Annotated in this window: 22 protein-coding genes, 2 tRNA genes and 3 rRNA genes; 18 read left to right on the forward strand and 9 right to left on the reverse strand. The window is 38.2% G+C overall.

The annotated features are described in order from the left end of the window. Nucleotides 1-52 precede the first annotated feature (52 nt). Genes ACVWM0_RS02640 through ACVWM0_RS02650 form a run of 3 tightly spaced genes read right to left on the reverse strand, consistent with a single transcriptional unit; the run spans nt 53 to nt 3,107 of the window. Entirely contained in the window at nt 53-1,006 is a 954-nt protein-coding gene (locus tag ACVWM0_RS02640; protein WP_476473103.1) for a glycosylasparaginase, read from the reverse strand. A gap of 34 nt (nt 1,007-1,040) precedes the next feature. Further along, nucleotides 1,041-1,754, reverse strand: coding sequence for a GntR family transcriptional regulator, LSA1692 subfamily (locus ACVWM0_RS02645; RefSeq protein WP_476473104.1), 714 nt, complete (start codon nt 1,752-1,754; stop codon nt 1,041-1,043). A 39-nt stretch (nt 1,755-1,793) separates the two neighbouring features. Further along, entirely contained in the window at nt 1,794-3,107 is a 1,314-nt protein-coding gene (locus tag ACVWM0_RS02650) for a Sapep family Mn(2+)-dependent dipeptidase (protein ID WP_476473105.1), read from the reverse strand. A gap of 309 nt (nt 3,108-3,416) precedes the next feature. On the opposite strand from ACVWM0_RS02650, the gene ACVWM0_RS02655 reads away from it, so the two are divergent. Further along, nucleotides 3,417-3,977: a recombinase family protein gene (locus ACVWM0_RS02655; RefSeq protein WP_476473106.1), complete on the forward strand. Its 561-nt coding sequence runs from the start codon at nt 3,417-3,419 to the stop codon at nt 3,975-3,977. A 93-nt stretch (nt 3,978-4,070) separates the two neighbouring features. On the opposite strand, the gene ACVWM0_RS02660 is transcribed toward ACVWM0_RS02655, so the two are convergent. Together ACVWM0_RS02660 and ACVWM0_RS02665 are read right to left on the reverse strand one after the other, a co-directional pair. Further along, nucleotides 4,071-4,829 carry an ABC transporter permease gene (locus ACVWM0_RS02660; protein ID WP_476473107.1) on the reverse strand — a complete coding sequence of 253 codons (759 nt, stop codon included), beginning with the start codon at nt 4,827-4,829 and terminating at the stop codon, nt 4,071-4,073. Next, on the reverse strand, nt 4,822-5,481 hold the full coding sequence (locus tag ACVWM0_RS02665) for an ABC transporter ATP-binding protein (RefSeq protein ID WP_476473108.1): 660 nt from the start codon (nt 5,479-5,481) through the stop codon (nt 4,822-4,824). Before ACVWM0_RS02665 ends, ACVWM0_RS02660 begins: the two co-directional genes overlap by 8 nt. 192 nt (nt 5,482-5,673) lie before the next feature. On the opposite strand from ACVWM0_RS02665, the gene udk reads away from it, so the two are divergent. The 9 genes from udk to ACVWM0_RS02710 all read left to right on the forward strand — a co-directional run bounded on the left by udk (nt 5,674) and on the right by ACVWM0_RS02710 (nt 13,261). After that, nucleotides 5,674-6,309, forward strand: coding sequence for a uridine kinase (gene udk, locus ACVWM0_RS02670; RefSeq protein ID WP_476473109.1), 636 nt, complete (start codon nt 5,674-5,676; stop codon nt 6,307-6,309). Nucleotides 6,310-6,319: 10 nt separating this feature from the next. Continuing rightward, entirely contained in the window at nt 6,320-6,904 is a 585-nt protein-coding gene (locus ACVWM0_RS02675) for a peptidylprolyl isomerase (RefSeq protein WP_476473644.1), read from the forward strand. Nucleotides 6,905-6,998: 94 nt separating this feature from the next. Further along, complete coding sequence (locus ACVWM0_RS02680; RefSeq protein ID WP_476473110.1) at nt 6,999-7,370, forward strand: CvfD/Ygs/GSP13 family RNA-binding post-transcriptional regulator; 372 nt, start codon at nt 6,999-7,001, stop codon at nt 7,368-7,370. A 72-nt stretch (nt 7,371-7,442) separates the two neighbouring features. After that, nucleotides 7,443-7,808 carry a hypothetical protein gene (locus ACVWM0_RS02685; protein WP_476473111.1) on the forward strand — a complete coding sequence of 122 codons (366 nt, stop codon included), beginning with the start codon at nt 7,443-7,445 and terminating at the stop codon, nt 7,806-7,808. 347 nt (nt 7,809-8,155) lie between these two features. After that, nucleotides 8,156-9,713, forward strand: a 16S ribosomal RNA gene (locus tag ACVWM0_RS02690). Nucleotides 9,714-9,794: 81 nt separating this feature from the next. Then, nucleotides 9,795-9,867: transfer RNA gene (locus ACVWM0_RS02695), tRNA-Ala, on the forward strand. 197 nt (nt 9,868-10,064) lie between these two features. Continuing rightward, nucleotides 10,065-12,977, forward strand: a 23S ribosomal RNA gene (locus ACVWM0_RS02700). Between the two features lie 80 nt (nt 12,978-13,057). Further along, nucleotides 13,058-13,173 (forward strand): 5S ribosomal RNA (gene rrf / locus ACVWM0_RS02705). Together the 16S, 23S and 5S rRNA genes with 2 tRNA genes alongside form the textbook arrangement of a ribosomal RNA operon. A gap of 14 nt (nt 13,174-13,187) precedes the next feature. Further along, nucleotides 13,188-13,261: transfer RNA gene (locus tag ACVWM0_RS02710), tRNA-Asn, on the forward strand. Nucleotides 13,262-13,366: 105 nt separating this feature from the next. On the opposite strand, the gene gloA is transcribed toward ACVWM0_RS02710, so the two are convergent. Next, on the reverse strand, nt 13,367-13,741 hold the full coding sequence (gene gloA, locus ACVWM0_RS02715) for a lactoylglutathione lyase (protein WP_476473112.1): 375 nt from the start codon (nt 13,739-13,741) through the stop codon (nt 13,367-13,369). A 125-nt stretch (nt 13,742-13,866) separates the two neighbouring features. On the opposite strand from gloA, the gene ACVWM0_RS02720 reads away from it, so the two are divergent. Continuing rightward, nucleotides 13,867-14,331, forward strand: coding sequence for a GtrA family protein (locus ACVWM0_RS02720; protein WP_476473645.1), 465 nt, complete (start codon nt 13,867-13,869; stop codon nt 14,329-14,331). A gap of 17 nt (nt 14,332-14,348) precedes the next feature. On the opposite strand, the gene ACVWM0_RS02725 is transcribed toward ACVWM0_RS02720, so the two are convergent. Beyond that, nucleotides 14,349-15,260, reverse strand: a complete 912-nt coding sequence (locus tag ACVWM0_RS02725) for a hypothetical protein (protein ID WP_476473113.1) — start codon at nt 15,258-15,260, stop codon at nt 14,349-14,351. A 162-nt stretch (nt 15,261-15,422) separates the two neighbouring features. On the opposite strand from ACVWM0_RS02725, the gene ACVWM0_RS02730 reads away from it, so the two are divergent. The 5 genes from ACVWM0_RS02730 to copZ all read left to right on the forward strand — a co-directional run bounded on the left by ACVWM0_RS02730 (nt 15,423) and on the right by copZ (nt 21,570). Further along, nucleotides 15,423-18,197, forward strand: a complete 2,775-nt coding sequence (locus tag ACVWM0_RS02730; protein ID WP_476473114.1) for a helicase C-terminal domain-containing protein — start codon at nt 15,423-15,425, stop codon at nt 18,195-18,197. Between the two features lie 48 nt (nt 18,198-18,245). Next, on the forward strand, nt 18,246-18,722 hold the full coding sequence (locus ACVWM0_RS02735) for a cell wall elongation regulator TseB-like domain-containing protein (RefSeq protein ID WP_476473115.1): 477 nt from the start codon (nt 18,246-18,248) through the stop codon (nt 18,720-18,722). 14 nt (nt 18,723-18,736) lie between these two features. After that, nucleotides 18,737-19,927 carry a pyridoxal phosphate-dependent aminotransferase gene (locus tag ACVWM0_RS02740; protein WP_476473116.1) on the forward strand — a complete coding sequence of 397 codons (1,191 nt, stop codon included), beginning with the start codon at nt 18,737-18,739 and terminating at the stop codon, nt 19,925-19,927. 22 nt (nt 19,928-19,949) lie between these two features. Further along, the gene (gene asnS, locus ACVWM0_RS02745; protein ID WP_476473117.1) at nt 19,950-21,248 is read left to right on the forward strand and encodes an asparagine--tRNA ligase; all 1,299 of its coding nucleotides are present in this window, start codon (nt 19,950-19,952) and stop codon (nt 21,246-21,248) included. A gap of 115 nt (nt 21,249-21,363) precedes the next feature. Beyond that, nucleotides 21,364-21,570, forward strand: coding sequence for a copper chaperone CopZ (copZ, locus tag ACVWM0_RS02750; protein ID WP_476473118.1), 207 nt, complete (start codon nt 21,364-21,366; stop codon nt 21,568-21,570). A gap of 37 nt (nt 21,571-21,607) precedes the next feature. Here copZ and feoB read toward each other — a convergent pair whose 3' ends face one another. Both feoB and ACVWM0_RS02760 read right to left on the reverse strand, forming a co-directional pair. Continuing rightward, the gene (gene feoB, locus ACVWM0_RS02755; protein WP_476473119.1) at nt 21,608-23,512 is read right to left on the reverse strand and encodes a ferrous iron transport protein B; all 1,905 of its coding nucleotides are present in this window, start codon (nt 23,510-23,512) and stop codon (nt 21,608-21,610) included. Next, nucleotides 23,502-23,741, reverse strand: coding sequence for a FeoA family protein (locus ACVWM0_RS02760; RefSeq protein ID WP_476473120.1), 240 nt, complete (start codon nt 23,739-23,741; stop codon nt 23,502-23,504). Before ACVWM0_RS02760 ends, feoB begins: the two co-directional genes overlap by 11 nt. 148 nt (nt 23,742-23,889) lie before the next feature. Here ACVWM0_RS02760 and ACVWM0_RS02765 point away from each other — a divergent pair, with 148 nt between their 5' ends. Beyond that, on the forward strand, nt 23,890-25,074 hold the full coding sequence (locus tag ACVWM0_RS02765) for a MalY/PatB family protein (protein WP_476473121.1): 1,185 nt from the start codon (nt 23,890-23,892) through the stop codon (nt 25,072-25,074). A gap of 104 nt (nt 25,075-25,178) precedes the next feature. Continuing rightward, the gene (locus ACVWM0_RS02770; protein WP_476473122.1) at nt 25,179-26,129 is read left to right on the forward strand and encodes an LCP family glycopolymer transferase; all 951 of its coding nucleotides are present in this window, start codon (nt 25,179-25,181) and stop codon (nt 26,127-26,129) included. The last annotated feature ends 86 nt before the right edge of the window (nt 26,130-26,215 follow it).

A 26,215-nucleotide genomic window follows, 5' to 3' on the forward strand; every position in this document is an offset into this window, starting at 1 on the left:
TTTAATAAATACAAAAAAGCGAACTGACTTGTCAGTTCGTTTTTTTGATGTCTCAGTTAATAGGCGCTTTGATTCGTTTTTCGTAAGCTTCTAGCCACTCTTGTGTAATAGGGGTAATCGTAGTGGTATCGTTGTCTGCCATAGTAGCAATGAAGATACTTGGTTTTAATGTATCTGTTGTAACAGAGAATGTAAATTCTACAGTCGTCGCCACTCCCCAATTGCCTTGGTTATCCATGGCCACAAGGGACATAGCCCCGCACTTACCGTATCGTTGTGTTAACTTATGATGAAAGGCATAAACGGTTGCATCACAGGCCTCTTGCGGGGATAACCCTTCTTCCATTTTACGGACAATTTCATAAGAGAGTATTCCTTTCATCAAGTCTTCTCCAAGACCCGTTGCAGCTGCGCCTCCAATGGCACTATCCACATAAAAACCTGATCCAGATAGGGGAGAATCTCCTACTCGTCCTGGTTGTTTCATAAAAAGCCCAGAACTCGATGTACCAGCGGCCATACTTCCTTGATTGTCTAAAGCAACGACACCGATTGTATCATGACCATCGTAAGGATTGAGGTGGTATTTTTCGATGTCGGCTAATCGGTTTTGCCAAATTTTTTTAGCTCGAGGCGTTAACATCTTTTTAACTTGAAACCCTTCTTTTACTGCAAACTCTGTGGCACCTTGTCCAACTAAAAAGCTGTTAAATTTGTGTTGACTTAAATGCTTTGCCACAGAAATAGGGTGCGCAATATCAACAATTCCAGCGACAGCCCCTATTTGCAAGGTATCTCCATTCATAAAGGCTGCATCCATTTCTAGTAACCCCTTATAATTTGGAAGTCCCCCGTATCCGACTGATTTATAGTAAGGGTATGCTTCAACTTTTTTTATGATTTCTTCTACAGTGGTGTTGGCAGAGGCATTGTTAGCTAAGTGTTCTTTAGCTAGAACAATACCGTCGTGAGCCATTCGCCATGTTGCAATGGATCCATAGGTCATACTGTTTATTCCTTTCTGAGTGCCATCTGTCACATTAATGTCTGATTAAAGTGTTGTTAAAGGTATACTTATCAGCTCGGTAATAAGATAAATCAAATAGAATTGGTAGACCTGAAGGGGAATAGGTAATCGTGTGAACCAGTAAAACAGGATCTCCAACAGCTCCTTCTAAAAGGGTTGCTAATTCTTCAGTCATCACAATAGCTTCGATTTCTTGGTGGGAATAAGAAATGTCGATGGTTTGTTCAATTTTTTCAAAAAGAGAGGCTTCTAAATCTTCTTTTGATAAATTAGGAAGCAGTGCTTCTTTAATATAGATTTCCTCCACTGTCATTGGGTCATTATCGAATGAGCGAAGCCGCTTAATATGATAGGTTGTTTCAGTGGACTGATCGAGTGCTTGAGAAATATTTTTAGGTAATTGAGACATCACTTCAAATGAAATGACTTGAGTATTGGGGTGTTTACCATGTAATTTGGCACTTTCTGTAAAGCCAACTAACCCAGAACGCCCACTTTGAATTTTATTGTGTGGTGTCATGACATACGTGCCACGACGTTTTTCTTTAATCAAGATGTTTTGTTTGATAAGTAAGTCAATTGCTTTTCTTACGGTTAATCGGCTGACATTAAAATCATCTGCCAGCTCATATTCTGAGGGTAATTTAGTACCTGTTGGGTAGTGGTTGTTGTTGATATTTTCTAGAATGAATTGGGCGACTTCTTCGTATCGTTTATTGGTAGTCATGGTACGCTCCTTTATTTTTTGATAGAATGACATCCTTAATCATAGTGTTTGAAGTTCAGCTAAAAGGCAGGTGTAAATCTCTAGGTTTTTAATTAAATCGTTTTTATCCATGTATTCATTTTTGTTATGGGCAATTCCTTTTTGACCTGGGAAAGACGGGCCAAAAGCAAGAATGTTTGGCATGACCCTTGCATAAGTAGCCCCTGTTGTTGTAACGGGTGTTCCGTCTAATCCCGTAGCAGATTCATACACACGAGTCATGGCCTCAATCATAGGATGATGGGTGTCAAAACAAGTGGAGGGCATGCTTCTTGTGATATTTAAAACGGTTTGTTTGGGTAGTTGCTTGGTTAATAGTGCTACCAACTCTTCTTCTTTGATTGAGATAGGATAACGAATGCTTAGAGAAAGGGTACTACTTTTCTCTTTTTGATGAAAGGTTAGTGTGTGTGGCGTGAGGGATAAAGTACCTGAAGCATCATCTTTTAACGCCATGTTTAACCCTTCTCCGTGATGTTGTTCATGGAAGGCTTGATAGACCCAATGAAGGTAATCATCTAACTCTCCGTGACAGTTTTTTTGTGTTGTGGCATGTTGGGCAAATAAAGTAATCACATTGTCCCCTAATTCGGGAGCATTACTAGGAGAACGTTCCCCTTTTATTTGAAACGACATGCCTTCTACCCCGTAAGTTAGGGAGTCGGGTACCCAACTCTTATCAAAATTTCCTTTGAAAAAGTGTAGGTCTGCTAGAGAATCATCAGTAAAGTAGGTAGTCATATCCACGCCTAATATGCCCCGTTCTCCATAAACTGCTGGATACTTACAGTCAGGTGTATAACCAAACAGAGGAGGTTTTTCGTGTTTTAAATACATAGGAATATCTTTTGAACCGGATTCTTCATCTGTTCCAAAAATAATTCGGATGGGATATTTAAGAGGAATGTTGCTTTTTTTTAAGGCATAGAGCGCATAAAGGTTCGCAATGATTGGCCCTTTATTATCGAGAACGCCTCGACCATAAAAAACGTTGTCATCTAACGTTAAGTCAAAAGGTGGGTAATCCCAACCATCACCCGCAGGGACAACATCTAAATGACCAATGACCCCGATATATTCCTCTCCTTCACCTAATTGGGCATAGCCAATGGCCGAATTAACTAAATGAGTGTGAAAACCTAAGTCTTTGGCTAACGCGAGCGTTGCTAAGAGAGCTTTTTTAGGCCCTGGACCAAAAGGGGCTGTAGGTTCTGGTTCCGACTTAACACTATTAATCTGCATGATTGTTCGTAGTCCGTGAAAAAATTCTTCTTGAATCCCTTTTATTTCTTGTAAAAGAGCACTATTTATCATAAATCCTCCTTATTTTTCTCTTTTTCACTAGTATATACTAAAATAATAGAGAAATAAATTAAGAAATACGCAAAAGTTCATTTATGTTCATTTTGATTATTAGATTGTTTCTATATATATTTATCGTACTTTTATTAACTAAAGGTTTTATACAAAAATGAGGATTTAATTAAATATCCCTATATTATCAAATGTTACGTAACGTTATGAAAAGTTTGATAAGGTAAGGTTTTTCAAATAAAGGTATAGTATGAACATAACCAATCATAATAAATGGGTGTTTAAATAAACAAACAATAGGGAGGAAATATGATGAAACAAATCGGTTATGTCTACGCATCAAGCGAAGATAACTACATGAAAGAACAAATTGACGGTTTGAACGAAGCAAGTGTGAAAACAGTCTCTGTAGAGAAAGAAAAAAGTGGGGAAGTTGTACAAAATGATACAACGCTAACAAGTGTGGTAGAAACACTTGAATCTGGAGACGAGTTAGTCGTATATGAACTACGTTGCCTAGGAAAATCAATCATTCAATTAGCCGAATTTTTGACTGAATTAAAAGGTAAAGGTGTTCAATTAGTCGTATTAAAAAAAGGATCTGCTTACAGTGCCATCGATGATTCTGCCTATGTAGAAATGGTATTAAGAATTGCTGAAATGGAAAAATCAATTATTCGTGAAAGAACAACTAAAGGACTACAAGAAGCTCGACGCAAAGGTCGTGTGGGTGGACGTCCAAAAATTTCACAAGAAACAATTGATCAAATTAGATTCTTATATAACAATAATAGATATACACTTCGCCAAATTGCTGAAGAATGTAACATTTCTTTAGGAACGGCTTATAAATACGTACAAGAAAAATAAGCATGAAAAAAGCGCCTGACCTCATTTCCATGAGGCGGGCGCTTTTTTTTCTTCTATTATATGTTGCATTATTTAGCATTCAGATAAGACGAATTAAAGGAGTTGATCTTGTTTATTGAAATAAGTCTTATAGGTCATATAGCTGGCAATCATTGTTGAAAAACCAGTCGTAGCGATAAGCATGAACATAACGACGATTTGATATTTAATCGCTGTAGAAGGATCAATTCCTGCAAACATTAAACCAGACATCATACCAGGTAAACTAACTAGGCCAACTGTTTTAGCACGGTCGACACTTGGTGCCATAGCAGATTTGATGCTTTCTCTAATAATAGGGAGAGAGGCTTGTTTAACCGTGGCACCTAGAGCTAACTTTTCTTGAATTTGTTGACGTTGGTCTTTGTATTTTGAATCCATGACTCGGTAGCCAACACCTACAGCTGTCATGGCATTACTAGCAATCATTCCTGTAATAGGAACAATTTGAGACGGCGTCCAAGTCAACGCCCCTGAAACAAATAACACTAAAAGGGAAACAATGGAACCAAAGCCAATAGATATTAATGAGATGTTAAACCCATTTGGGATATGTTTGGCTCTTTTGCCCGCATTATAGGCAGCATTAAAAATAATAAAGGCAACCATAGCAAGTGTGACAAAGAGATTATCCAATTTAAAAATGGAACTTAATACGTAACCAATAATAAATAATTGCACAACGGTTCTAAAGGCAGCGATAAAAATATCTTTACCCAAGCCTAGTTTTTCTTTGTAATCAATTATTAAAGCAATAAGGATAAGACTGCTTGTTAAGAGAAGAGATGCGTTTGATATATCTAAATTAGTCATTGTGAGCCTCCTGAATGCGTCCTTCGTTTATATAAAGGCGTTTGTTAGAAGAAAGATATTCTTCTTGGTTATGGGTAACCCATAAAATAGTACAGTGATGTGTTGTGTTTAAATCATTTATCAAGGTATGAATAATTTCGCGATTGTCATCATCTAAAGCACTAGTAATTTCATCGAGTAATAGAATATTTGGTAGGTACATAAGGTTTCTGATAAATGCGATACGCTGTTTTTCACCACCAGATAAGCTATGAATGTCCTTCGTCAAATAATCCTTAGAGAGTTTAACTTCTGATAGTAATTCCGTTGCTCTGTTCTCATCGAAGGTCTCTTCTCTAATTTCGGAAGGGAAGGCTAGATTATCTTTTACAGTTTCACCAAATAAGACAGGACTTTGAAAGAAGTAGGAAACGTCTTTTCGGTACTGTGTTGTTGGATAATCTGTAATGTTTTTTCCTTTATAAGTGATAGCTCCAGAGGTTTGAGAAACCATACCACTAATAATTTTAAGCAAAGTACTTTTACCACTACCAGAGGGGCCAGAGATGGTAATTAAATCACCTTTAGTTATGTCTAAAGTAATACCTGAAAGAATCTCTTGTTGGTTAACAGAGAAACCAAGATCTTTCATTTCTAGAATTGTTTGTGTCATTATTCAATCTCCTTTTTATTATCTTACCACTAGCATAGCATAGGAATAATGTTACAGATAATAATAAGTATTAAGTGAGAACGTTTATCAGTTATAAAGATAGGGTTAATTTGATAGATAATTTGTTGCAAGTAGGGCTTGAATAGAGTAGGATATCAAAGAAGGATAAAAAGAGATAAGCGAGGGATCTAAATGGCGAAAGAAAAAGACAGACCTGTTGTGATTGGGGTTACCGGTGGATCAGGCAGTGGTAAAACAAGTGTAAGCCGAGCTATTTTAAACGCATTGCCGACACATTCGATTTTATTATTTGAGCAAGACTCATATTACAAAGATCAAAGTCATCTATCTTTTGAAGAGAGACTATCAACCAACTATGACCATCCATTTGCGTTTGATACTGATTTGTTGATCGAACAACTTGAGCAATTAATTAGATATGAAGCGATTGATATGCCAATATATGATTATGAAGCCCATACGAGAAGCCAAGATGTTTTTCATATGGAACCAAAAGAAGTCATTATTATTGAAGGTATTTTAATCTTAGAGGATGAACGTCTAAGAGACTTAATGGATATTAAAGTCTATGTTGACACAGAAGATGATATTCGCATTATCAGAAGAATCAAACGCGACATGGAAACAAGAGGTCGTTCATTAGATTCAGTGATTGGTCAATATTTAAGTGTGGTTAAACCCATGCATCAACAATTTATTGAGCCTACTAAGAGACATGCGGATATCATTGTTCCAGAAGGTGGTAAAAATCAAGTTGCCATTGATCTATTAACAACTAAAATTAGATCTATTTTAGAAGACAATTAGGAGGAGTATTATTATGACATTTCCACAATTAGCATTATCAGAACAAACAACGTTTGCAACAATTAACACGAACAGAGGAAGCATTAAAATTGCTTTATTTACAGAGCAAGCACCTAAAACAGTTAAAAACTTTATTGAGTTATCTAAAAAAGGGTATTACGATGGCGTTATTTTTCACCGTGTTATTCCTGATTTTATGATTCAAGGTGGCGATCCAACAGGTACTGGAATGGGCGGCGAAAGTATTTATGGCGCTAAATTTGAAGATGAGTTTTCAGAAGAAGTCTTTAACTTAAGAGGCGCATTATCAATGGCTAACGCTGGACCTAATACTAACGGAAGCCAATTCTTTATCGTTCAAAACAAAAACGTACCAGCTAACATGGTTAGTCAATTAGAAGGGGCAGGGTTCCCTAAAGAAATCATCGAAGCTTACAAACAAGGTGGAACACCATGGTTAGACTTCCGTCATACTGTCTTTGGGCATGTGGTAGAAGGAATGGATGTTGTAGATGATATCGGTGCTGTAAAAAGAGATAGTCAAGACCGTCCACTATATGATGTAACAATCGATAGTGTTTCTATAGAAGAATAAAAAAATAAAAGAAAAAGGTAGCAACGTTAACGTTGCTACCTTTTTTTTATGTTAGAATATAAGATGAGTAAAAAAGTGAGAGAAGGTGAATCAATTGTCATACAAAATAGGAACCATCTTAACAGGAAAAATTACAGGTATACAACCCTATGGGGCGTTTGTTTCATTAGATGATAAGCATCAGGGCTTGATACATGTATCGGAAGTTAAGCACGGCTTTATTAAAAACATAGAAGACGAACTAGAGGTAGATCAATTAGTGACCGTCCAAATTATTGACATCGACGAGTACACTCAGAAGATAAGTTTGTCACTGAGAGTCTTGCAACAAAGTTTACAACCAACAACTTTTACAAGAAAAAGATATTTTACAAATAAATACAAAAAAATTGGTTTTAAAACGATTGATGATCAATTAGATGATTGGATAGACGATGCTTTAGAAGATGCAATGAAAAATAACTGATTTATTTCAGAAAATATGCTATACTTGTTACCATGTTGAAATTCTTATAAAAATAGTAAGAGGTGGAGCATATTGCAACAAACTAAAGTAGCTGGAACAGTAATATTGAATATGGAAGACGGACACAAGAAATTTCTTGTGGAGCATAGTGATGAGACTATTAGATTTGTAAAGACTGATATTAATGATCAGTTTACAAGCTTAGCTTGTATCTTGAAAGAACTAAAAGAAACAGTTCATTTGAATACTAATGAGTTAGAACTTGTTGAGTTGACAAATGTTCAAGTTGAAGATTATAAGATGCCATTATTTGTTTTTAGTATAGATGAATCCCAAAGTGTTAACTTAACAGATACTAAATTTGTATGGGAAGAGCCTGCTATTTTGAGAGAAGTGTTGCAAGGAATCCAGTTTGAAGGGGTTCCGTATCTTTGCTAGCATAGTGTTTTGAAAAAAATCAAAAAAAATTAAAGTTCTAGGTTAAAACCTATTGACTTAGAACTTTAATGTGATATAATTTTTTATGTTGCTGATTACGAGATGTAAACATCAAACGAAAAACTTTTAAAAAATATTTTAAAAAAGGGTTGACGAAACGTTGATTACTTGTTATGATATAAAAGTTGTTACGGCAACGAATTAGATCTTTGAAAACTGAACAAAGTAAGACGAACCAAATGTGTAGGTGTTTTTACGAAAGTAAAAATAACCAGAATTATTATAGTGAAGAAATATCGCTAGCAAGTTTTAAAATGAGCTAAACATCTTCGGATGTTATCATAACTTTTATTGAGAGTTTGATCCTGGCTCAGGACGAACGCTGGCGGCGTGCCTAATACATGCAAGTCGAACGCAACTATTTTCACCGGAGCTTGCTCCACCGAAAATAGTTGAGTGGCGGACGGGTGAGTAACACGTGGGCAACCTGCCCATCAGAGGGGGATAACACTTGGAAACAGGTGCTAATACCGCATAATTCGTTTTCTCGCATGAGAAGATGATAAAAGACGCTTCGGTGTCACTGATGGATGGGCCCGCGCTGCATTAGTTAGTTGGTGGGGTAATGGCCTACCAAGACCGTGATGCATAGCCGACCTGAGAGGGTGATCGGCCACACTGGGACTGAGACACGGCCCAGACTCCTACGGGAGGCAGCAGTAGGGAATCTTCGGCAATGGACGAAAGTCTGACCGAGCAACGCCGCGTGAGTGAAGAAGGTTTTCGGATCGTAAAACTCTGTTGTTAGAGAAGAACAAGTGGGAGAGTAACTGTTCCCACCTTGACGGTATCTAACCAGAAAGCCACGGCTAACTACGTGCCAGCAGCCGCGGTAATACGTAGGTGGCAAGCGTTGTCCGGATTTATTGGGCGTAAAGCGAGCGCAGGCGGTCTTTTAAGTCTGATGTGAAAGCCCTCGGCTCAACCGAGGAAGGTCATTGGAAACTGGGAGACTTGAGTGCAGAAGAGGAGAGTGGAATTCCATGTGTAGCGGTGAAATGCGTAGATATATGGAGGAACACCAGTGGCGAAGGCGACTCTCTGGTCTGTAACTGACGCTGAGGCTCGAAAGCGTGGGGAGCAAACAGGATTAGATACCCTGGTAGTCCACGCCGTAAACGATGAGTGCTAAGTGTTGGAGGGTTTCCGCCCTTCAGTGCTGCAGTTAACGCATTAAGCACTCCGCCTGGGGAGTACGACCGCAAGGTTGAAACTCAAAGGAATTGACGGGGGCCCGCACAAGCGGTGGAGCATGTGGTTTAATTCGAAGCAACGCGAAGAACCTTACCAGGTCTTGACATCCTTTGACCACTCTAGAGATAGAGCTTTCCCTTCGGGGACAAAGTGACAGGTGGTGCATGGTTGTCGTCAGCTCGTGTCGTGAGATGTTGGGTTAAGTCCCGCAACGAGCGCAACCCTTATTGTTAGTTGCCATCATTTAGTTGGGCACTCTAGCGAGACTGCCGGTGATAAACCGGAGGAAGGTGGGGATGACGTCAAATCATCATGCCCCTTATGACCTGGGCTACACACGTGCTACAATGGACAGTACAATGAGTTGCGAGACCGCGAGGTTTAGCTAATCTCTTAAAGCTGTTCTCAGTTCGGATTGTAGGCTGCAACTCGCCTACATGAAGCCGGAATCGCTAGTAATCGTGGATCAGCATGCCACGGTGAATACGTTCCCGGGCCTTGTACACACCGCCCGTCACACCACGAGAGTTTGTAACACCCAAAGTCGGTGAGGTAACCTTCGGGAGCCAGCCGCCTAAGGTGGGATAGATGATTGGGGTGAAGTCGTAACAAGGTAGCCGTATCGGAAGGTGCGGCTGGATCACCTCCTTTCTAAGGAATATTACGGAAACACATTGGCCGTTACTTACTTTGTTCAGTTTTGAGAGGTCTACTCTCATTATTATTCATCCCGGGGCCTTAGCTCAGCTGGGAGAGCGCCTGCCTTGCACGCAGGAGGTCAGCGGTTCGATCCCGCTAGGCTCCATTGATGATTTTTTTGTGTCATCAATTTGATTTGTTCATTGAAAACTGGATAGTTGAAGTTAGACATCAACATAAACCGAGAACACCGCGTTGAACAGTTGTTTTTTAAAAACTACTGTGAAATGTGTCGATAGATTAGATATCGCTATCTAACTATTGATAAAAATTAGTAATACAATCTAACCGTAGGTTAGAAAAGGTTAAGTGAATAAGGGCGCACGGTGGATGCCTTGGCACTAGAAGCCGATGAAGGACGGGACTAACACCGATATGCTTTGGGGAGCTGTAAGTAAGCTATGATCCAGAGATTTCCGAATGGGGGAACCCAGCATCTTTAATAGGATGTTACTTTCAAGTGAATACATAGCTTGTTAGAGGTAGACGCAGAGAACTGAAACATCTAAGTACCTGCAGGAAGAGAAAGAAAAATCGATTTCCTTAGTAGCGGCGAGCGAAACGGAAACAGCCCAAACCAACAAGCTTGCTTGTTGGGGTTGTAGGACTCAGCTGTGGTAGCTGTTGTGAATAGTCGAATCGACCTGGAAAGGTCAGCCGAAGAGGGTAAAAGCCCTGTAGACGAAATTGACAACACACCTATGAGTATCCTGAGTACGGCGGAACACGAGAAATTCCGTCGGAATCCGGGAGGACCATCTCCCAAGGCTAAATACTCTCTAGTGACCGATAGTGAACCAGTACCGTGAGGGAAAGGTGAAAAGCACCCCGGAAGGGGAGTGAAATAGAACCTGAAACCGTGTGCCTACAAGAAGTCAAAGCCCGTTAATGGGTGATGGCGTGCCTTTTGCAGAATGAACCGGCGAGTTACGATTGCATGCGAGGTTAAGCTGAAGAAGCGGAGCCGTAGCGAAAGCGAGTCTGAATAGGGCGAATTAGTATGTAGTCGTAGACCCGAAACCATGTGACCTACCCATGTCCAGGTTGAAGGTGTGGTAAAACACACTGGAGGACCGAACCCACGTACGTTGAAAAGTGCGGGGATGAGGTGTGGGTAGCGGAGAAATTCCAAACGAACTTGGAGATAGCTGGTTCTCTCCGAAATAGCTTTAGGGCTAGCCTCGGAATTAAGAATGATGGAGGTAGAGCACTGTTTGGACTAGGGGCCCATCTAGGGTTACCGAATTCAGATAAACTCCGAATGCCATTCATTTATATCCGGGAGTCAGACAGTGAGTGATAAGATCCATTGTCGAAAGGGAAACAGCCCAGACCACCAGCTAAGGTCCCAAAATATATGTTAAGTGGAAAAGGATGTGAGGGTGCACAAACAACTAGGATGTTGGCTCAGAAGCAGCCACCATTTAAAGAGTGCGTAATAGCTCACTAGTCGAGTGCCCTTGCGCCGAAAATGTACCGGGGCTAAACATATTACCGAAGCTGTGGATAGAACCATTAGGTTCTATGGTAGGAGAGCGTTCTAAGGGCGTTGAAGCCAGATCGTGAGGACTGGTGGAGCGCTTAGAAGTGAGAATGCCGGTATGAGTAGCGAAAGACAGGTGAGAATCCTGTCCACCGAATGACTAAGGTTTCCTGGGGAAGGCTCGTCCTCCCAGGGTTAGTCGGGACCTAAGCTGAGGCCGACAGGCGTAGGCGATGGACAACAGGTTGAGATTCCTGTACCCGTTTGATTTGTTTGAACAATGGAGGGACGCAGGAGGTTAAAGGATCGCACTGTTGGATATGTGCGTTCAAGCAACAAGTCTTAGTAAGAGTCAAATGCTTTTACTTTTAAGGACAAGTTGTGATGAGTAGGGAAATATAGTACCGAAGTCCTGATATCACACTGCCAAGAAAATCTTCTAGTTAGAATTAAACGGCCCGTACCGCAAACCGACACAGGTAGTCGAGGAGAGAATCCTAAGGTGAGCGAGAGAACTCTCGTTAAGGAACTCGGCAAAATGACCCCGTAACTTCGGGAGAAGGGGTGCTAAACGCAAGTTTAGCCGCAGTGAATAGGCCCAAGCGACTGTTTATCAAAAACACAGGTCTCTGCAAAATCGAAAGATGACGTATAGGGGCTGACGCCTGCCCGGTGCTGGAAGGTTAAGAGGATGGGTTAGCAATAGCGAAGCTCAGAATTGAAGCCCCAGTAAACGGCGGCCGTAACTATAACGGTCCTAAGGTAGCGAAATTCCTTGTCGGGTAAGTTCCGACCCGCACGAAAGGCGTAACGATTTGGGCACTGTCTCAACGAGAGACTCGGTGAAATTTTAGTACCTGTGAAGATGCAGGTTACCCGCGACAGGACGGAAAGACCCCATGGAGCTTTACTGTAGTTTGATATTGAATGTTTGTGACACATGTACAGGATAGGTAGGAGCCGTAGAGCTCGGAACGCTAGTTTCGAAGGAGGCAATGGTGGGATACTACCCTTGTGTTATGACCATTCTAACCCGCGCCACTTATCGTGGCGGGAGACAGTGTCAGATGGACAGTTTGACTGGGGCGGTCGCCTCCTAAAGAGTAACGGAGGCGCCCAAAGGTTCCCTCAGAATGGTTGGAAATCATTCGTAGAGTGCAAAGGCAGAAGGGAGCTTGACTGCGAGAGCTACAACTCGAGCAGGGACGAAAGTCGGGCTTAGTGATCCGGTGGTTCCGCATGGAAGGGCCATCGCTCAACGGATAAAAGCTACCCTGGGGATAACAGGCTTATCTCCCCCAAGAGTTCACATCGACGGGGAGGTTTGGCACCTCGATGTCGGCTCGTCGCATCCTGGGGCTGTAGTCGGTCCCAAGGGTTGGGCTGTTCGCCCATTAAAGCGGCACGCGAGCTGGGTTCAGAACGTCGTGAGACAGTTCGGTCCCTATCCGTCGCGGGCGTTGGAAATTTGAGAGGAGCTGTCCTTAGTACGAGAGGACCGGGATGGACACACCTCTGGTGTACCAGTTGTTCTGCCAAGGGCATTGCTGGGTAGCTATGTGTGGAAGGGATAAACGCTGAAAGCATCTAAGCGTGAAGCCCCCCTCAAGATGAGATTTCCCATTTCTTTAAGAAAGTAAGACCCCTGAGAGATGATCAGGTAGATAGGCTAGAAGTGGAAGTGCAGTGATGTACGGAGCGGACTAGTACTAATCGGTCGAGGACTTAACCAAGATTTAAGCGGTGGACAATTATGTTGAAAGATAACTTCAAATCCAGTTTTGAGTGAATAATCACTCAGTTATAAAATAAGTGTGGTGTCGATGGCAAGAAGGACACACCTGTAACCATGTCGAACACAGAAGTTAAGCTTCTTAGCGCCGAGGGTAGTGAAGGGTTTCCCTTTGTGAGAGTAGGACGACGCCATGCATATTTTATAATTATCCGGCATAGCTCAGTTGGTAGTAGCGCATGACTGTTAATCATGATGTCGTAGGTTCGAGTCCTACTGCCGGAGTAACTTACTCAAGTCTAATGACTTGAGTTTTTTTATTTGCATAGACAAACAATGCCTTGTTATAAAGAAAAAACCAATAGAATGAGTCTATTGGTTTTTTATCATTTATTTTTCGCGAATGACTTCAATTTTGTAGCCATCTGGATCGATGATAAAGTAGTAAGAAGGTGGAACACCAGGTAAGTGTTTTAAGTCAGTCACATTAAAACCCGCCTCAGAGTGTTTCTTATGTAGACCTTCAAGATCATCTGTTGCTATAGCAATATGACCATAACCATTCCCTAAATCATACCCTTCTGAATCATAATTATAAGTTAATTCCAATTCGTAAGGATCGTTTGGTAAAGTTAAATAAACTAGTGTAAATTTGTTATCTGGAAAATCACGACGACGACTTTCTTTAAAATCAAAGGCTTTCGTGTAGAATTCCAATGAAGCATTTAAATCTTTTACTCTCACACAAGTATGTGCCATTTTCATAGATAAAACATCCTCTCTAATGATATACTTAATACTAACATTTAAAAGTAGGATACTCTAGTTTTTTTGCTTGTTATGAATCGAACATAGGAAAGGATAATAGAATGAAGCATAAAGAAATAATGATGTATGGTATTGTTGGTCTACTCACGACTTTAGTTTACTTTATTGTGAGATTTAGCATACTTCATGTAATAGGTAGTTCGCTGATAGCTGTTATACTAGCACAAATAAGTTCGATTATGTTTGCCTTTTTAGGAAATAAAATTCTCGTTTTTCTGGATGGAAATTGGGAGATGAAGCGGGTTATCACGCAATTTTTTCTCTTTTTTTTGGCTAGACTTGCGGTATTCTTTTTAGATATTAGTATCACTTATCTTGCGATTGATAAGTACGGGGATTACTTTATTTCATTACTAGGGTTTGATCAGATTAACTATAATCAAGGCTTGTTCCATTCACCTTTATTAGTTGGGTTTATAGGTTCTGCTCCTGTATTAAATGAATTTTTCTTTGTTATTATTATTCAATTACTGGCAGTATTATTGAACTATATTATGTCAAAAAAATGGGTATTTAAAAAGAGCTAACACATTGTTAGCTCTTTTTAGTTATTATAAAAGGCAAGAGAAATGGTTAAATCATAATTGATGAAATCTTTAATTATTTTAATAGAACCTTCCTCATTTTTGTACACTCTTTTATAGGTCCCACCTAGTATGGTTGGGAAGACTTGAATGTTATTATATTTATTCAGTAATAATTCCGCTTTGTAACTGTCTCTAATATCAATAAAACCAAGCATATTTTCCGTAAGATTGTTCTCTTCAGCATCCTCTATCACGGGTTGTTTGCCTAAAAAAATACCAATCCTATTACTAACAGATTCAGGATCATACAGCACTTTAGCAAAAGTATTAGGAATTGTATTGTCATACAATTCAAAAATATTTCGTTCTTGATACTCAGAAAAATGAGTAATTAAATCCTCATTTGTCACCCCGGCATAATAACTGGTAAAAAAATCTTGTTCTTTTAACTGTTGAATGGTGTTAAAAAGAAGTTCTTGTTGATCACCGTTGTAAAGCAAAGGGATTTTTGTGTGTAAATATTCTTTGTTACGAATAGAAGAGGCTTTATGTAATGATTTATTAGAAGCATATTGCTGATTGGTTTTCTTACGTTCTCTACTACCAGTTTCCATCAAAGCATATTTTTTCTTCCGTTTCCTTTTTCTTTTTTGACGCGTTCTTTCGATGGTTATATCATCGTAGTCTTCATCGTCCTGATAGGAAATAGTTTGTTTGGGTTCTGATTTAAGCGTGTGTTGTTTGGAAAAAGTATTAGTATAGAGCTGTTTCACTTCCGAATGATACAATAAAATACCCGCAAGAAAAAAAGCTGAGGCAGATATTATTAAGTAAGCGTACCAATACCAAGTGTTGTTGTAGGTAAGGATTATAGCAATTAGCCAAAATACTAATATAACCCATCCTGCCATTTTAAGTTTTTTTATCATTCTTTTTTTCCACCTATTAAAATATAGTATAAATCTATTTAACCATAGTTTGTTTATTAAAACAATCTATCTTAAACAAGTGAAGAAAAAAAGAGAGAGAATAGTGAAAAAAGATGAAATAACTTGTATAATGATGGGAGGCAGTTGAGAGGAGAATGGACTATGAAAAGAACATCTACGTTTGCAGTGGTAGATTTAGAAACGACAGGGGCGGATTTAGAAAAGGATAAAATAATCCAGTTTGCCTGTGTGTTCATTGAAAACGGGGAAGTTGTACATTCTTTTTCAACAGATATTAATCCAGGAAAAAAAATATCAAAACACATAGAAAATCTAACAAGCATATCAAACAAGCAGGTCAGCAAAGCACCTTATTTTGAAGAAGTAGGTTTCATTATTAAGCAAATGTTAGAAACCTGTGTCTTTGTTGCTCATAATGTTTATTTTGATTATTCTTTTTTAAATAGTGAATTAGAGAGGATGGGCTTACCAGGTTTAACTATTGAAGCAGTAGATACAGTTGAACTAGCCCAAATTGTGTATCCAAAGTCTCCAGGTTTTAGAGTAGGGGACTTAGCAGATTATTTACAGTTATCTCATAATAATCCTCATCAAGCATACAGTGACGCACTTGTAACGTCTCAAATGTTTGTAGCGATTGTAGATAAATTATCTTCTTTACCTATTATGACTTTAGAGCGATTAGCCGAACTATCATCAGAATTAGGGGTTAACAATCAGGAGCTGATTCAGATGATTTTATCGGAACAAGTAAATCATCGAAAGGATGACAGATTAGATCCTATGTATAAGGGCATCAATCAAGTAGTGATACGGAAGAAAGATACAGATTATTTACCGGTTGAATCAGATATCTTAACTACCCCTTATCTTGAAATGAATAAGAAAGAGTTATTCGCTAGAGGATTGCTTCATAGAAAAGAACAAGTTGATATGATGGATGCTATTTATGCGTTTCATCAGCAAAAGGACCTTAAAAACTTTTTTATACAAGGTGATACAGGTATTGGTAAAACATTAGGCTATTTGCTGCCTATGTCATTTATTAGTGATGCTTACCATCCTACGGTGATATCTACGTCAACCATGATTCTTCAAGAACAATTGATCGATAAAGAAATCAATAAGTTAAGTCAAATATTGGGCCATCCTGTAAGAAGTATCTTGCTGAAGAGTAGTCGACATTACTTACATTTAGAGGCTTTTTACAAAACATTAGAATCACCGGTGAAACAAAAACAATATGCGATTTATCAAATGGCTGTTTTGGTTTGGCTATTAGAAACTAAGACAGGTGACTTGGATGAATTGACAATGAATAAACAGCATTTATTTTATGATCATGTCAGCCATATTGGGATCAAATATCTCAATCCTTCTTCTCCTTTTTATGACGACGATTTTTTAGTTTATCAACAGGAGCAAAAGAAGTATGCCACCTTTATTATTACGAACCATGCCTATCTTATAGAAGAGAATAAGCGGGATGAATCAGCGTTACCAAAGCATTATTCATTGGTTATTGATGAGGCGCATAAATTAGTTGAGACAATGGAGCAAAAACAGACCATTCATATCTCCTTTAATCAGTCTGTTTATTTAATGAAGCAATTGAATGATTTATCTAAACTACATGAAACGCTTATTAATGAGGGTGTTCATCCTCAATTAATTAAGATTAGTGCATTACTTCTTGCGTTGTTTGGAGAAATTGAGCATAACTTAAAAGAAATGGAGCAATTTATTCTGAGCGCCTACCGTTTAAAAAAGAAGGAGCAAGACCTTGCTTTTTCAGAACATGATTTTATGCATAAATGGCCGACTCAAACGAAAAAAACCTTAAAGCAATTAAGAGTATTGTTCCGAGAGACAACGATTTTATGTGCGGAATTGGATGCGTACTTAATTGCACATCTTGATGAGTTACTAAGCAAAGACATCTTAAAATTAAAGGAATTTATTTTTTCTATTAGAAAATTAAATGACTGGGGTACTGAGTTCAATGCTTATTTTTCAAATTTTGATGAGGAACGCCAAATTAAATGGTTCAATTATAGCAAGCAACGCTTAACTCTAAATGCTTCAAGGTTTGTTCCTATTCATGTTACAGAAGACCAATGGTACACGCAGTCAGATAAAATAATTTACACTACTGGAACATTACAAACCAATAATCCGTCGTATTTGGAAGATGAGTTGGGCATTCCTAGTAAAGAGAGTAAGCACTGGAAGATGGCATCAGTGTATGATTATAAGAAACAAACAAGGTTCTACACGCCTTTTTCAGATGAACCTATTGCTGACCTACCAGTCAGTAAACAGAGCAGGTACATTGCAAATGTGGTGAAAAAAATTCATGGGCAAGAAAAGAAATCAATGTTGGTATTATTTACTTCTCATGATTTATTGTCAGTAACATATGAGAAGCTAACAGAATATTGTAGCGACAATGGGGTTGATTTATTGGCCCAAAATATTTCTGGTTCAAGAGACAAGATCATGCGACGATTCAATAAAAGTGATCAAAGCATTATATTAGGTGCGACGAGTTTTTGGGAGGGGGTTGACTTTCCTGGAGACAAATTGGAGATTGTTATCATGACTAAGTTACCTTTTGACCCACCACATCGTCCCATGATTCGCGCTAAATATGATTACATTCAGAGTCAAGGGAAAAACCCATTCTACGCAGATGCAGTCCCAAAAGCTGGGATGAGATTGAGACAGGGCTTAGGTCGATTATTGCGTTCTGAAACGGATAGAGGGATTGTTGTCATGCTGGACGATCGTTTTATCACAGCGAGTTATGGCGGACAGATTCAAAGCTATCTACCAGAAGAGTTAGAATTCAAACAATTAACATTAAATGACATGTTGCAGGATATTAATTCTTTTTTTCATGAAAAAGGTGACTAATCTTGTTATAATGAATTATTATAGAAAAAGTAATGAGGTGATAAATAAATGAGACGTGGAAATGGTATTAAAGTATTAGCCATAGGATTAATGTTAGCACTCATCTTTATAACAACAGTCTTAGTTCAATCAATATCACCTGTAACAAAAGCTAAAAAACAGGCCAAAGAAGTGGCTAACAGCATTGCTGGAGTTGAGCGAGTGGATGATTTTTATTGGTTCATTCGTGAAAAAACATATTTCACGATTGTAGGACGCACTGCAGACAATGAGAGCAAAATTGTACTGATACCTGAGGATGGTAGTGAAGCCGTAGTGATGGCTAATAATGAAGGAATCAATGAAAAAGAAGCCATTGCTAAGGTGATTGAAACGAAAGAAGTAAAACGAATTAAAAAGATAAATTTAGGCATGGTCAAGGGTCAACCTGTGTGGGAAGTGACGGCTGTTGGAAAATCTGACCCGTTAAGTTATTATTTAGTTGACTTTGCATCAGGTGATATAATAGAAACCATTCATTATTAATGAGGAGGATACAAATGAACCTATCAAAACGCGTATTAGAATTGAACGATTCCCCGACACTTGCGGCAGCGAATAAAGCTAAGGCTTTAAAAGCAGAAGGCAAAGATGTGTTAAGTTTAACCTTAGGCGAACCAGATTTTGTGACACCTGAACATGTGCAAAAAGCTGGGATAGCTTCTATTGCATCAGGTAAAGCTAGTTTTTATACGGCTGTATCCGGTCTACCAGAACTAAAAGCAGCGATTCAAGAAAGAACCAAATCTGACTATGGCATAACCTATGAGCCTTCAGAAATTATTGTAGGAACTGGGGCTAAATTTTTATTATATGCAGTGTTTCAAGCAGTTCTAGACAAAGGGGATGAAGTGATTATTCCCACACCTTATTGGGTAAGCTATGAGGAACAAGTGAAGCTTGCTGAAGGTGTATCGGTTTTTGTTATGGGAGATAAGAACAATCAGTATAAAATGACAGTATCAGACTTAGAAGCGGTGAGAACAGATAAAACAAAAGTATTGATGATTAACTCCCCTTCTAATCCAACAGGAGCCGTGTATACTAGAGAAGAATTGACAGCCATTGGTGAGTGGGCCGTGAGTCACGATATTTTGATCATTGCCGATGATATTTATGGTAAACTAGTATATAATGGTAATGTCTTTACATCTATTGCTACAATATCTGATGACATAAGAAAACAAACCATAGTAATTAATGGGGTATCAAAAGCGTATTCTATGACCGGTTGGCGTATTGGTTATGCCATGGGAGAAGCAAGCATTATTTCTCAAATGACCAAAATTGCGTCACAAGTCACAAGTAACCCATCAGCGGTGAGTCAATATGCTGCTATTGAGGCTTTAATAGGGGATCAAGCACCTGTAGAAGCCATGAGGGTTGCATTTGAGGAACGGTTGAACGCTATCTATCCTAAGCTGATAGCCATACCGGGTATGCGTTTAGATAAGCCGAATGGGGCGTTTTATTTTTACCCAGATATTTCTGAGACATTATCATTATGTGGGTACGACAAGGTATCTGATTTTGTTAATGATTTGTTGGAAGAATCCCTTGTAGCAGTTATTTCTGGAGAAGGCTTTGGTACGGAACATCATATCCGTTTAAGCTATGCATCAGATTTAGATACACTTAATCAGGCTATGGAAAGAATGACTGATTTTGTTAATAAAAAAATGACGAACTAATTTAATTGGACGGAGCGGTAAAATGAAAAGAATACATATTATTGATTCAAAAAATCATGTTGGAGAAACAGTACAAATTGGCGCTTGGGTAGCTAACAAACGTTCAAGCGGAAAAATCGCTTTCTTACAACTAAGAGATGGTACAGCCTTTTTCCAAGGTGTGGTTGTAAAAAGTGAAGTAGGGGACGAGTTATTTGATATAGCTAAAGGCCTAAATCAAGAAACATCAGTGATTATTACTGGTGAAATTAGAGAAGATTCTCGCTCTAAATTTGGTTATGAAATTGGTGTAAGTAATGTGGAAGTTGTTGGTGAAAGTCATGATTACCCAATTACACCAAAAGAGCACGGCACAGATTTCTTGATGGACCACCGTCATTTATGGTTACGTTCATCAAAACAACATGCTGTTATGCAAGTACGTAATGAACTGATTCGTGCAACGTATGAGTTCTTTAATGATCGTGGTTTCATTAAAATTGATCCACCAATCTTAACAAGTAGTGCACCTGAAGGCACAACTGAGTTGTTTGAAACAGATTACTTTGGTGATCCTGCTTATCTATCACAAACAGGTCAATTATACTTAGAAGCTGCAGCAATGGCTTTTGGTAAAGTATTCTCATTTGGCCCAACGTTTAGAGCTGAAAAATCTAAAACACGTCGTCACTTAACAGAATTCTGGATGATGGAACCTGAGATGGCGTTTGTTTCTCAAGAAGAAAGTTTAGAGATTCAAGAGCAATACGTTGCTTTCATGATTGAAAAAGTATTAGAAAATTGTGATTATGCCTTAGACGTTCTTGAACGTGACACAGAATTACTTAAAAAATACACACAATTACCATTCCCTCGTATTTCATACGATGAAGCGGTAGAATTGTTACAAAAAAATGGTTTCGAAGATATTACTTGGGGAGATGACTTTGGTTCTCCACATGAAACATTTATCGCGAACCATTATGAAAAACCAGTCTTTATCTTGAACTATCCAAAATCAATGAGTCCGTTCTATATGAAACCACATCCAACAAGAGATGATGTTGTGATTCGTGCCGATTTAATCGCTCCAGAAGGTTATGGAGAAATTATTGGAGGTAGTGAGCGTGCGATTGGCTTTGACTACTTGTTAGAACAAATTGAAAAAGATGGTCTAGATCGTAAGGACTATGAATGGTACTTAGATTTACAAAAATATGGGGCAGTTCCTCATTCTGGCTTTGGATTAGGTCTAGAAAGAACGGTTACATGGATTTCAGGGATTGATCACGTTCGTGAAGCAAGCCCATTCCCACGTTTATTACACCGTATTTACCCATAAAGATTTTAGAAGACACCTGTTAAAGGTGTCTTTTTTTAGTTGTTTGACAAATAAAGGGTTAAGATTTACACTGATTGTTATAGATGACAAATGTAGATTGAAAGAAGGAGACAACATGAAACAAAAGATTAGCATTACGGGAATGAATTGTGAGCACTGTGTGAAAAGGATAGAAGAAGGTTTGGATGAAGTGGAAGGCATTGAGAAAGTGAAAGTTAAATTGAAAAAAGGAGAAGCAAAGGTAGTTTTTGATGAAAGTAAGTTAACCCCTGAAGAGATTGTTTCTCATATTAAAGAGATTGGTTTTGAAGCAAATCTATAAAAAAAGAATGAGCATAAAGGCTCATTCTTTTTTTGTTTTAAACTAAGTGAAAGAGATGGGCAATAAAGGTTGTTAGCATACAAACTATAATTCCCATTAATGTGGGAACAATAAACGAGATGAAGGTCCATTTCTTACTTTTAGTTTCTTTATAGATTGTTAATAAAGTAGTTGAACAAGGCCAGTGGTATAAAGTGAATAATAACACATTCATCGCTGTTAACCACGTCCAACCGTTGCTAATTAAAAGCTGTCTAAATTCAACTAAGGAACTAAAATCAGTTAATGTACTAGTTGCCATATAGCCCATAATCATAATAGGAATTACAATTTCATTAGCAGGTAACCCTAAAATAAAAGCCATTAAAATCGTACCATCTAATCCCATTAATTGGGCAAAAGGATCAATAAAGCCTGTTGTGGCTTGTAGAACAGATTGATCCCCTAAAGGTATCGTTGCCATGGCCCAAATGACTAAACCAGCAGGAGCAGCCACAACAATGGCACGCCATAAAACAAATAGTGTTCGGTCAAAGATAGAGCGCACAATGACTTGACCAACTTGAGGCTGTCTATAAGGAGGGAGTTCTAAGGTAAAGGAAGAGGGTAACCCTTTTAAGACAGTCTTAGAAAGGAGGCGTGAAATCCATACAGTACTAATGACACCTAATAAAATAATCCCTGTTAGAAAGGCAGCAGAAGTAAGAGAACCAGTGAGTCCTGCGGCTGTTCCTGTAAAGAACATAGTAATGACCGCAATCAGAATTGGAAACCGGCCGTTACATGGTACGAAGTTATTGGTTATAATAGCTATTAAACGCTCTCTAGGAGAATCAATGATACGAGTTCCAACGACACCAGCCGCATTACAACCAAATCCCATACACATGGTTAAGGCTTGTTTACCACAAGCACCAGCTTTTTGGAAATATTTATCTAAGTTAAATGCCACTCGGGGCAAATAGCCGAAGTCTTCTAATAACGTAAAAATAGGAAAGAAGATTGCCATAGGAGGTAACATGACAGCCACAACGGTTGATAATACTTTATAAATACCATTAATTAACATGTCCTGTAATAAAGGTGGCATGTTATAGTGAGTGGCAACTTGAGTGAGCCAGTTCCCAAACTGATTAAATTGATCGGCTAAAAAGTCAGAAGGATAATCTGCTCCCACAATGGTAAACCAAAAGACAGCCATTAAGAGGAGGATCATAATGGGGATCCCTGTGCTTTTTTGAGTCAATATTTTATCTAATTTTCTATCAAAGGCATCAAAATTCTCATTTTCGTAGGTAATAACTTGACTGGCAATGACTGTTGCTCTATCAAGAATGGCTAATATTTCTTGATCAGGCTCGTCTTCTAAAGAATGCAAGGCATCAATCATAAAGGGATTGGCTTCTTTGTTCCCCGATGCGACTTCTTCTACTTGCTTCATTAAGTCATCTAACCCTTGTTTTTTGACTGCAGAGGTACCAACAACAGGGACACCAAGGAGTTCTTGTAGTTTAGGTAGATTAATGTTAATTTTTTTCTTTTTGGCTTCGTCTAGTAGATTGACACAGACAATCACTTTTGGTGTTATTTGCATGATTTGTAGAACGAGATTTAAATTACGCTCTAAACTCGTCGCATCGCATACCACTATTGTTGCTTCAGCATCTTTTGATTCAATAAAATCTCTAGCGACTTCTTCTTCTGTGGAATGTGCTTTTAGTGAATAAGTTCCTGGTAAATCTACCAAAATATAATCTTTGTTTTTGTAGCGAGTGGTACCCTGAGCAAGATCAACGGTTTTCCCAGGCCAATTGCCTGTATGTTGACGCATCCCTGTCAACTCATTGAAGACAGAACTTTTCCCCACATTGGGATTACCAGCTAAGGCAATGACTCGATCTGATGGTGTTTTTTTGTTAATAATAAAAGTCTCAGTTTCCATTTGATTTTTTCACCTCTACGTATTTGGCGTCGTTGTTTCGTAAGGCAATCGTGGTGCCTCGTATTCTATATGCAATGGGATCTCCTTTAGGACTAGTTAGTATTTTTTTCACAAGTGTGTCTTGATAAAACCCAAGGTCAAGTAAACGTCGCCTCATTTCTTCGTCAGGATGATGAATGTGTTGGATAACGCCTTCTTCATTGTCTTCTAAATGTAATAATGATATCATGATTAACCCTCTCTTTTAGGTTTGCCTAATTTTAATTTTATAATACACCTAATCTAAATATCTTTCAATAGTTTTTAAAGGATTAATTCAAAGCTACTAAAGAGAAGATACTTAACATATAATAGAATAATATAAAGGAGGTTATTGTATGACGAATGTAGAGACATTTTTTCAGACGTATTATGAAGAGCGTATCAACACAGATTCAGTGAAGTGGGACGGTATGTTAGAGCCTTTTGGAGAGACTGATTTACTTCCATTGTGGGTAGCGGATATGGATTTTAGGTTACCTGATGAGGTATTGACACGATTACAAGACAGAGTGAGTCATGGTATTTTTGGTTATTCACAGCCATCTTCTACTTATTATGATGCCTTCACACAGTGGCAAAAAAGGAGACATAATCTAGAGATAAAAAAAGAATGGGTACGATTTACAACAGGAGTGGTAGCTAGTTTTAATTATTTAATACAAGCCTTTACAAAGGAACAGGAGTCAGTCATGATTTTAGCTCCAGTTTATTATCCTTTTTATGATGCGATTAAAGCGAACAATAGACACTTAGTGGCTCCATTACTAAACAAAGAAAATAAGACGTATACTATTGATTTTGCTGACTTTGAAGCGCAATTAGTGGCGCAGAATGTCAAATTATTTTTACATTGTTCTCCCCATAATCCTGTGGGTAGAGTATGGTCTAGGGAAGAAACTGAACAATTAATGGAAATATGTTATAGAAATGATATACTAGTAATATCTGATGAAATTCATCAAGACTTTATTCGTAAAGACAAAGTATTTACGAGTATGCTCCATTTAGATAAGAAGTATCATAGTCATTTATTCGTCGTCACGGCTGCCTCAAAAACGTTTAATATTGCAGGATTACTCCATTCTCATATCATCATTCCAGATGAAAAGAATAGAAAATATTATGATACCTTTGCAGAATATGGTGTCAATAACGTCCCTAGTTTAATGGGAATGGTAACAACAGAAGCGTGTTACACGTACGGTGAAGAATGGTTTGAAAGTTTACTTGAGGTTATTGATTATAATTATAATGAAGCAAAGAAACAATTCAATCAAGAACTACCTCATGCTCGCGTGATGGAAAAGGAAGGGACGTATTTGATGTGGGTTGATTTAAGTGCCTATTTAAATAACGAAGAGATGGTCGGAATTATTCAGAAAAGAGCAAAGGTTGCAGTGGATTATGGTAAGTGGTTTGGTGAAGATTCTAGTAGTTATATAAGGATTAACTTAGCAACAACTTTTGAAAATATTCGCACAGCGATCGATAGAATGAGTCAAGAAATACATAATAAATAACAGAAGTCATAGTTGTTGAGAAAAGTTTAAGGAATTTAAAATGAATAGTGTTTTTAATTTTTCTATGCTAGAATGAAAAAAACCGTTGTTATAGGAGATGTCATATGAAACGATCTAAGAGAAAAAAATCAACTAGTACTTTAAAGAAAATTGTTTTAACTTTAGTAGGAATATTAGCTGTTATTTTAATAGGGAGTGCCGCATTTTTAGGTAAAACTTATTACGATGTGAAAAACGTTGCAAATAAAGTAAGTCAACCATTACCAGAAGGATTACCAGATGATACTAATATTATGGATGGTGAACCTTTCTCAGTTTTATTATTAGGACTGGATACAGGTGAATTTGGCCGTAGCGATTTAGGTAGATCTGATACGATGATGGTAGCAACTGTCAATCCAAAAGAAAAGAAAACAACCTTGGTGAGTATCCCTCGTGATACAAGAACTGAGATTGTTGGAAATGATAGTGTCGAAAAAATAGCCCATGCTTACGCTTATGGTCAAGAAAAAATGGCCATTGAGACGACTCAAAAATTATTAGATATTCCTATTAACCATTATGTATGGATTAATATGGAAGGCTTCGAAGATTTAGTTAATGCGGTAGATGGTGTTGAAATAGACAATGATTTTGAATTTGAGCAAGATGGTTATACGTTTAAACCAGGTAAACAACATTTAAATGGTAAAGAATCACTCGCTTACACACGTATGAGATACGAAGATCCAAAGGGAGACTATGGTCGACAAGATCGCCAACGTGAAGTAGTAGAAGCGATTGTAGACAAAGGCTTAACATTTACTGGTTTTACACGTTACCAAAAAATATTAAAAGCAATAGAAGAAAACATGAGAACCGATTTAGAATGGAAAGAAATGAAAGCTATTCTTATGGGATATAGAGAATGTTTCTATAACATTGAAGAAGAGACTTTACAAGGGTACGGTGAAATGATTGATGATGGAGACGGTAATGGTCCTATCTCATACCAAATCATTCCAGACGATGAATTAGAACGCGTTCAAAAAATGTTACAAGACCAATTAAAATAAGAGCAAAGCGAGCTATCTGCCAAGGTAGCTCGCTTTTTTATTCTAATAATTGCTTCCTTTAAAGAGTCCTTTACGTGGTATAATAA

The sequence above is a fragment of the Vagococcus sp. 211 genome, assembly GCF_056322705.1.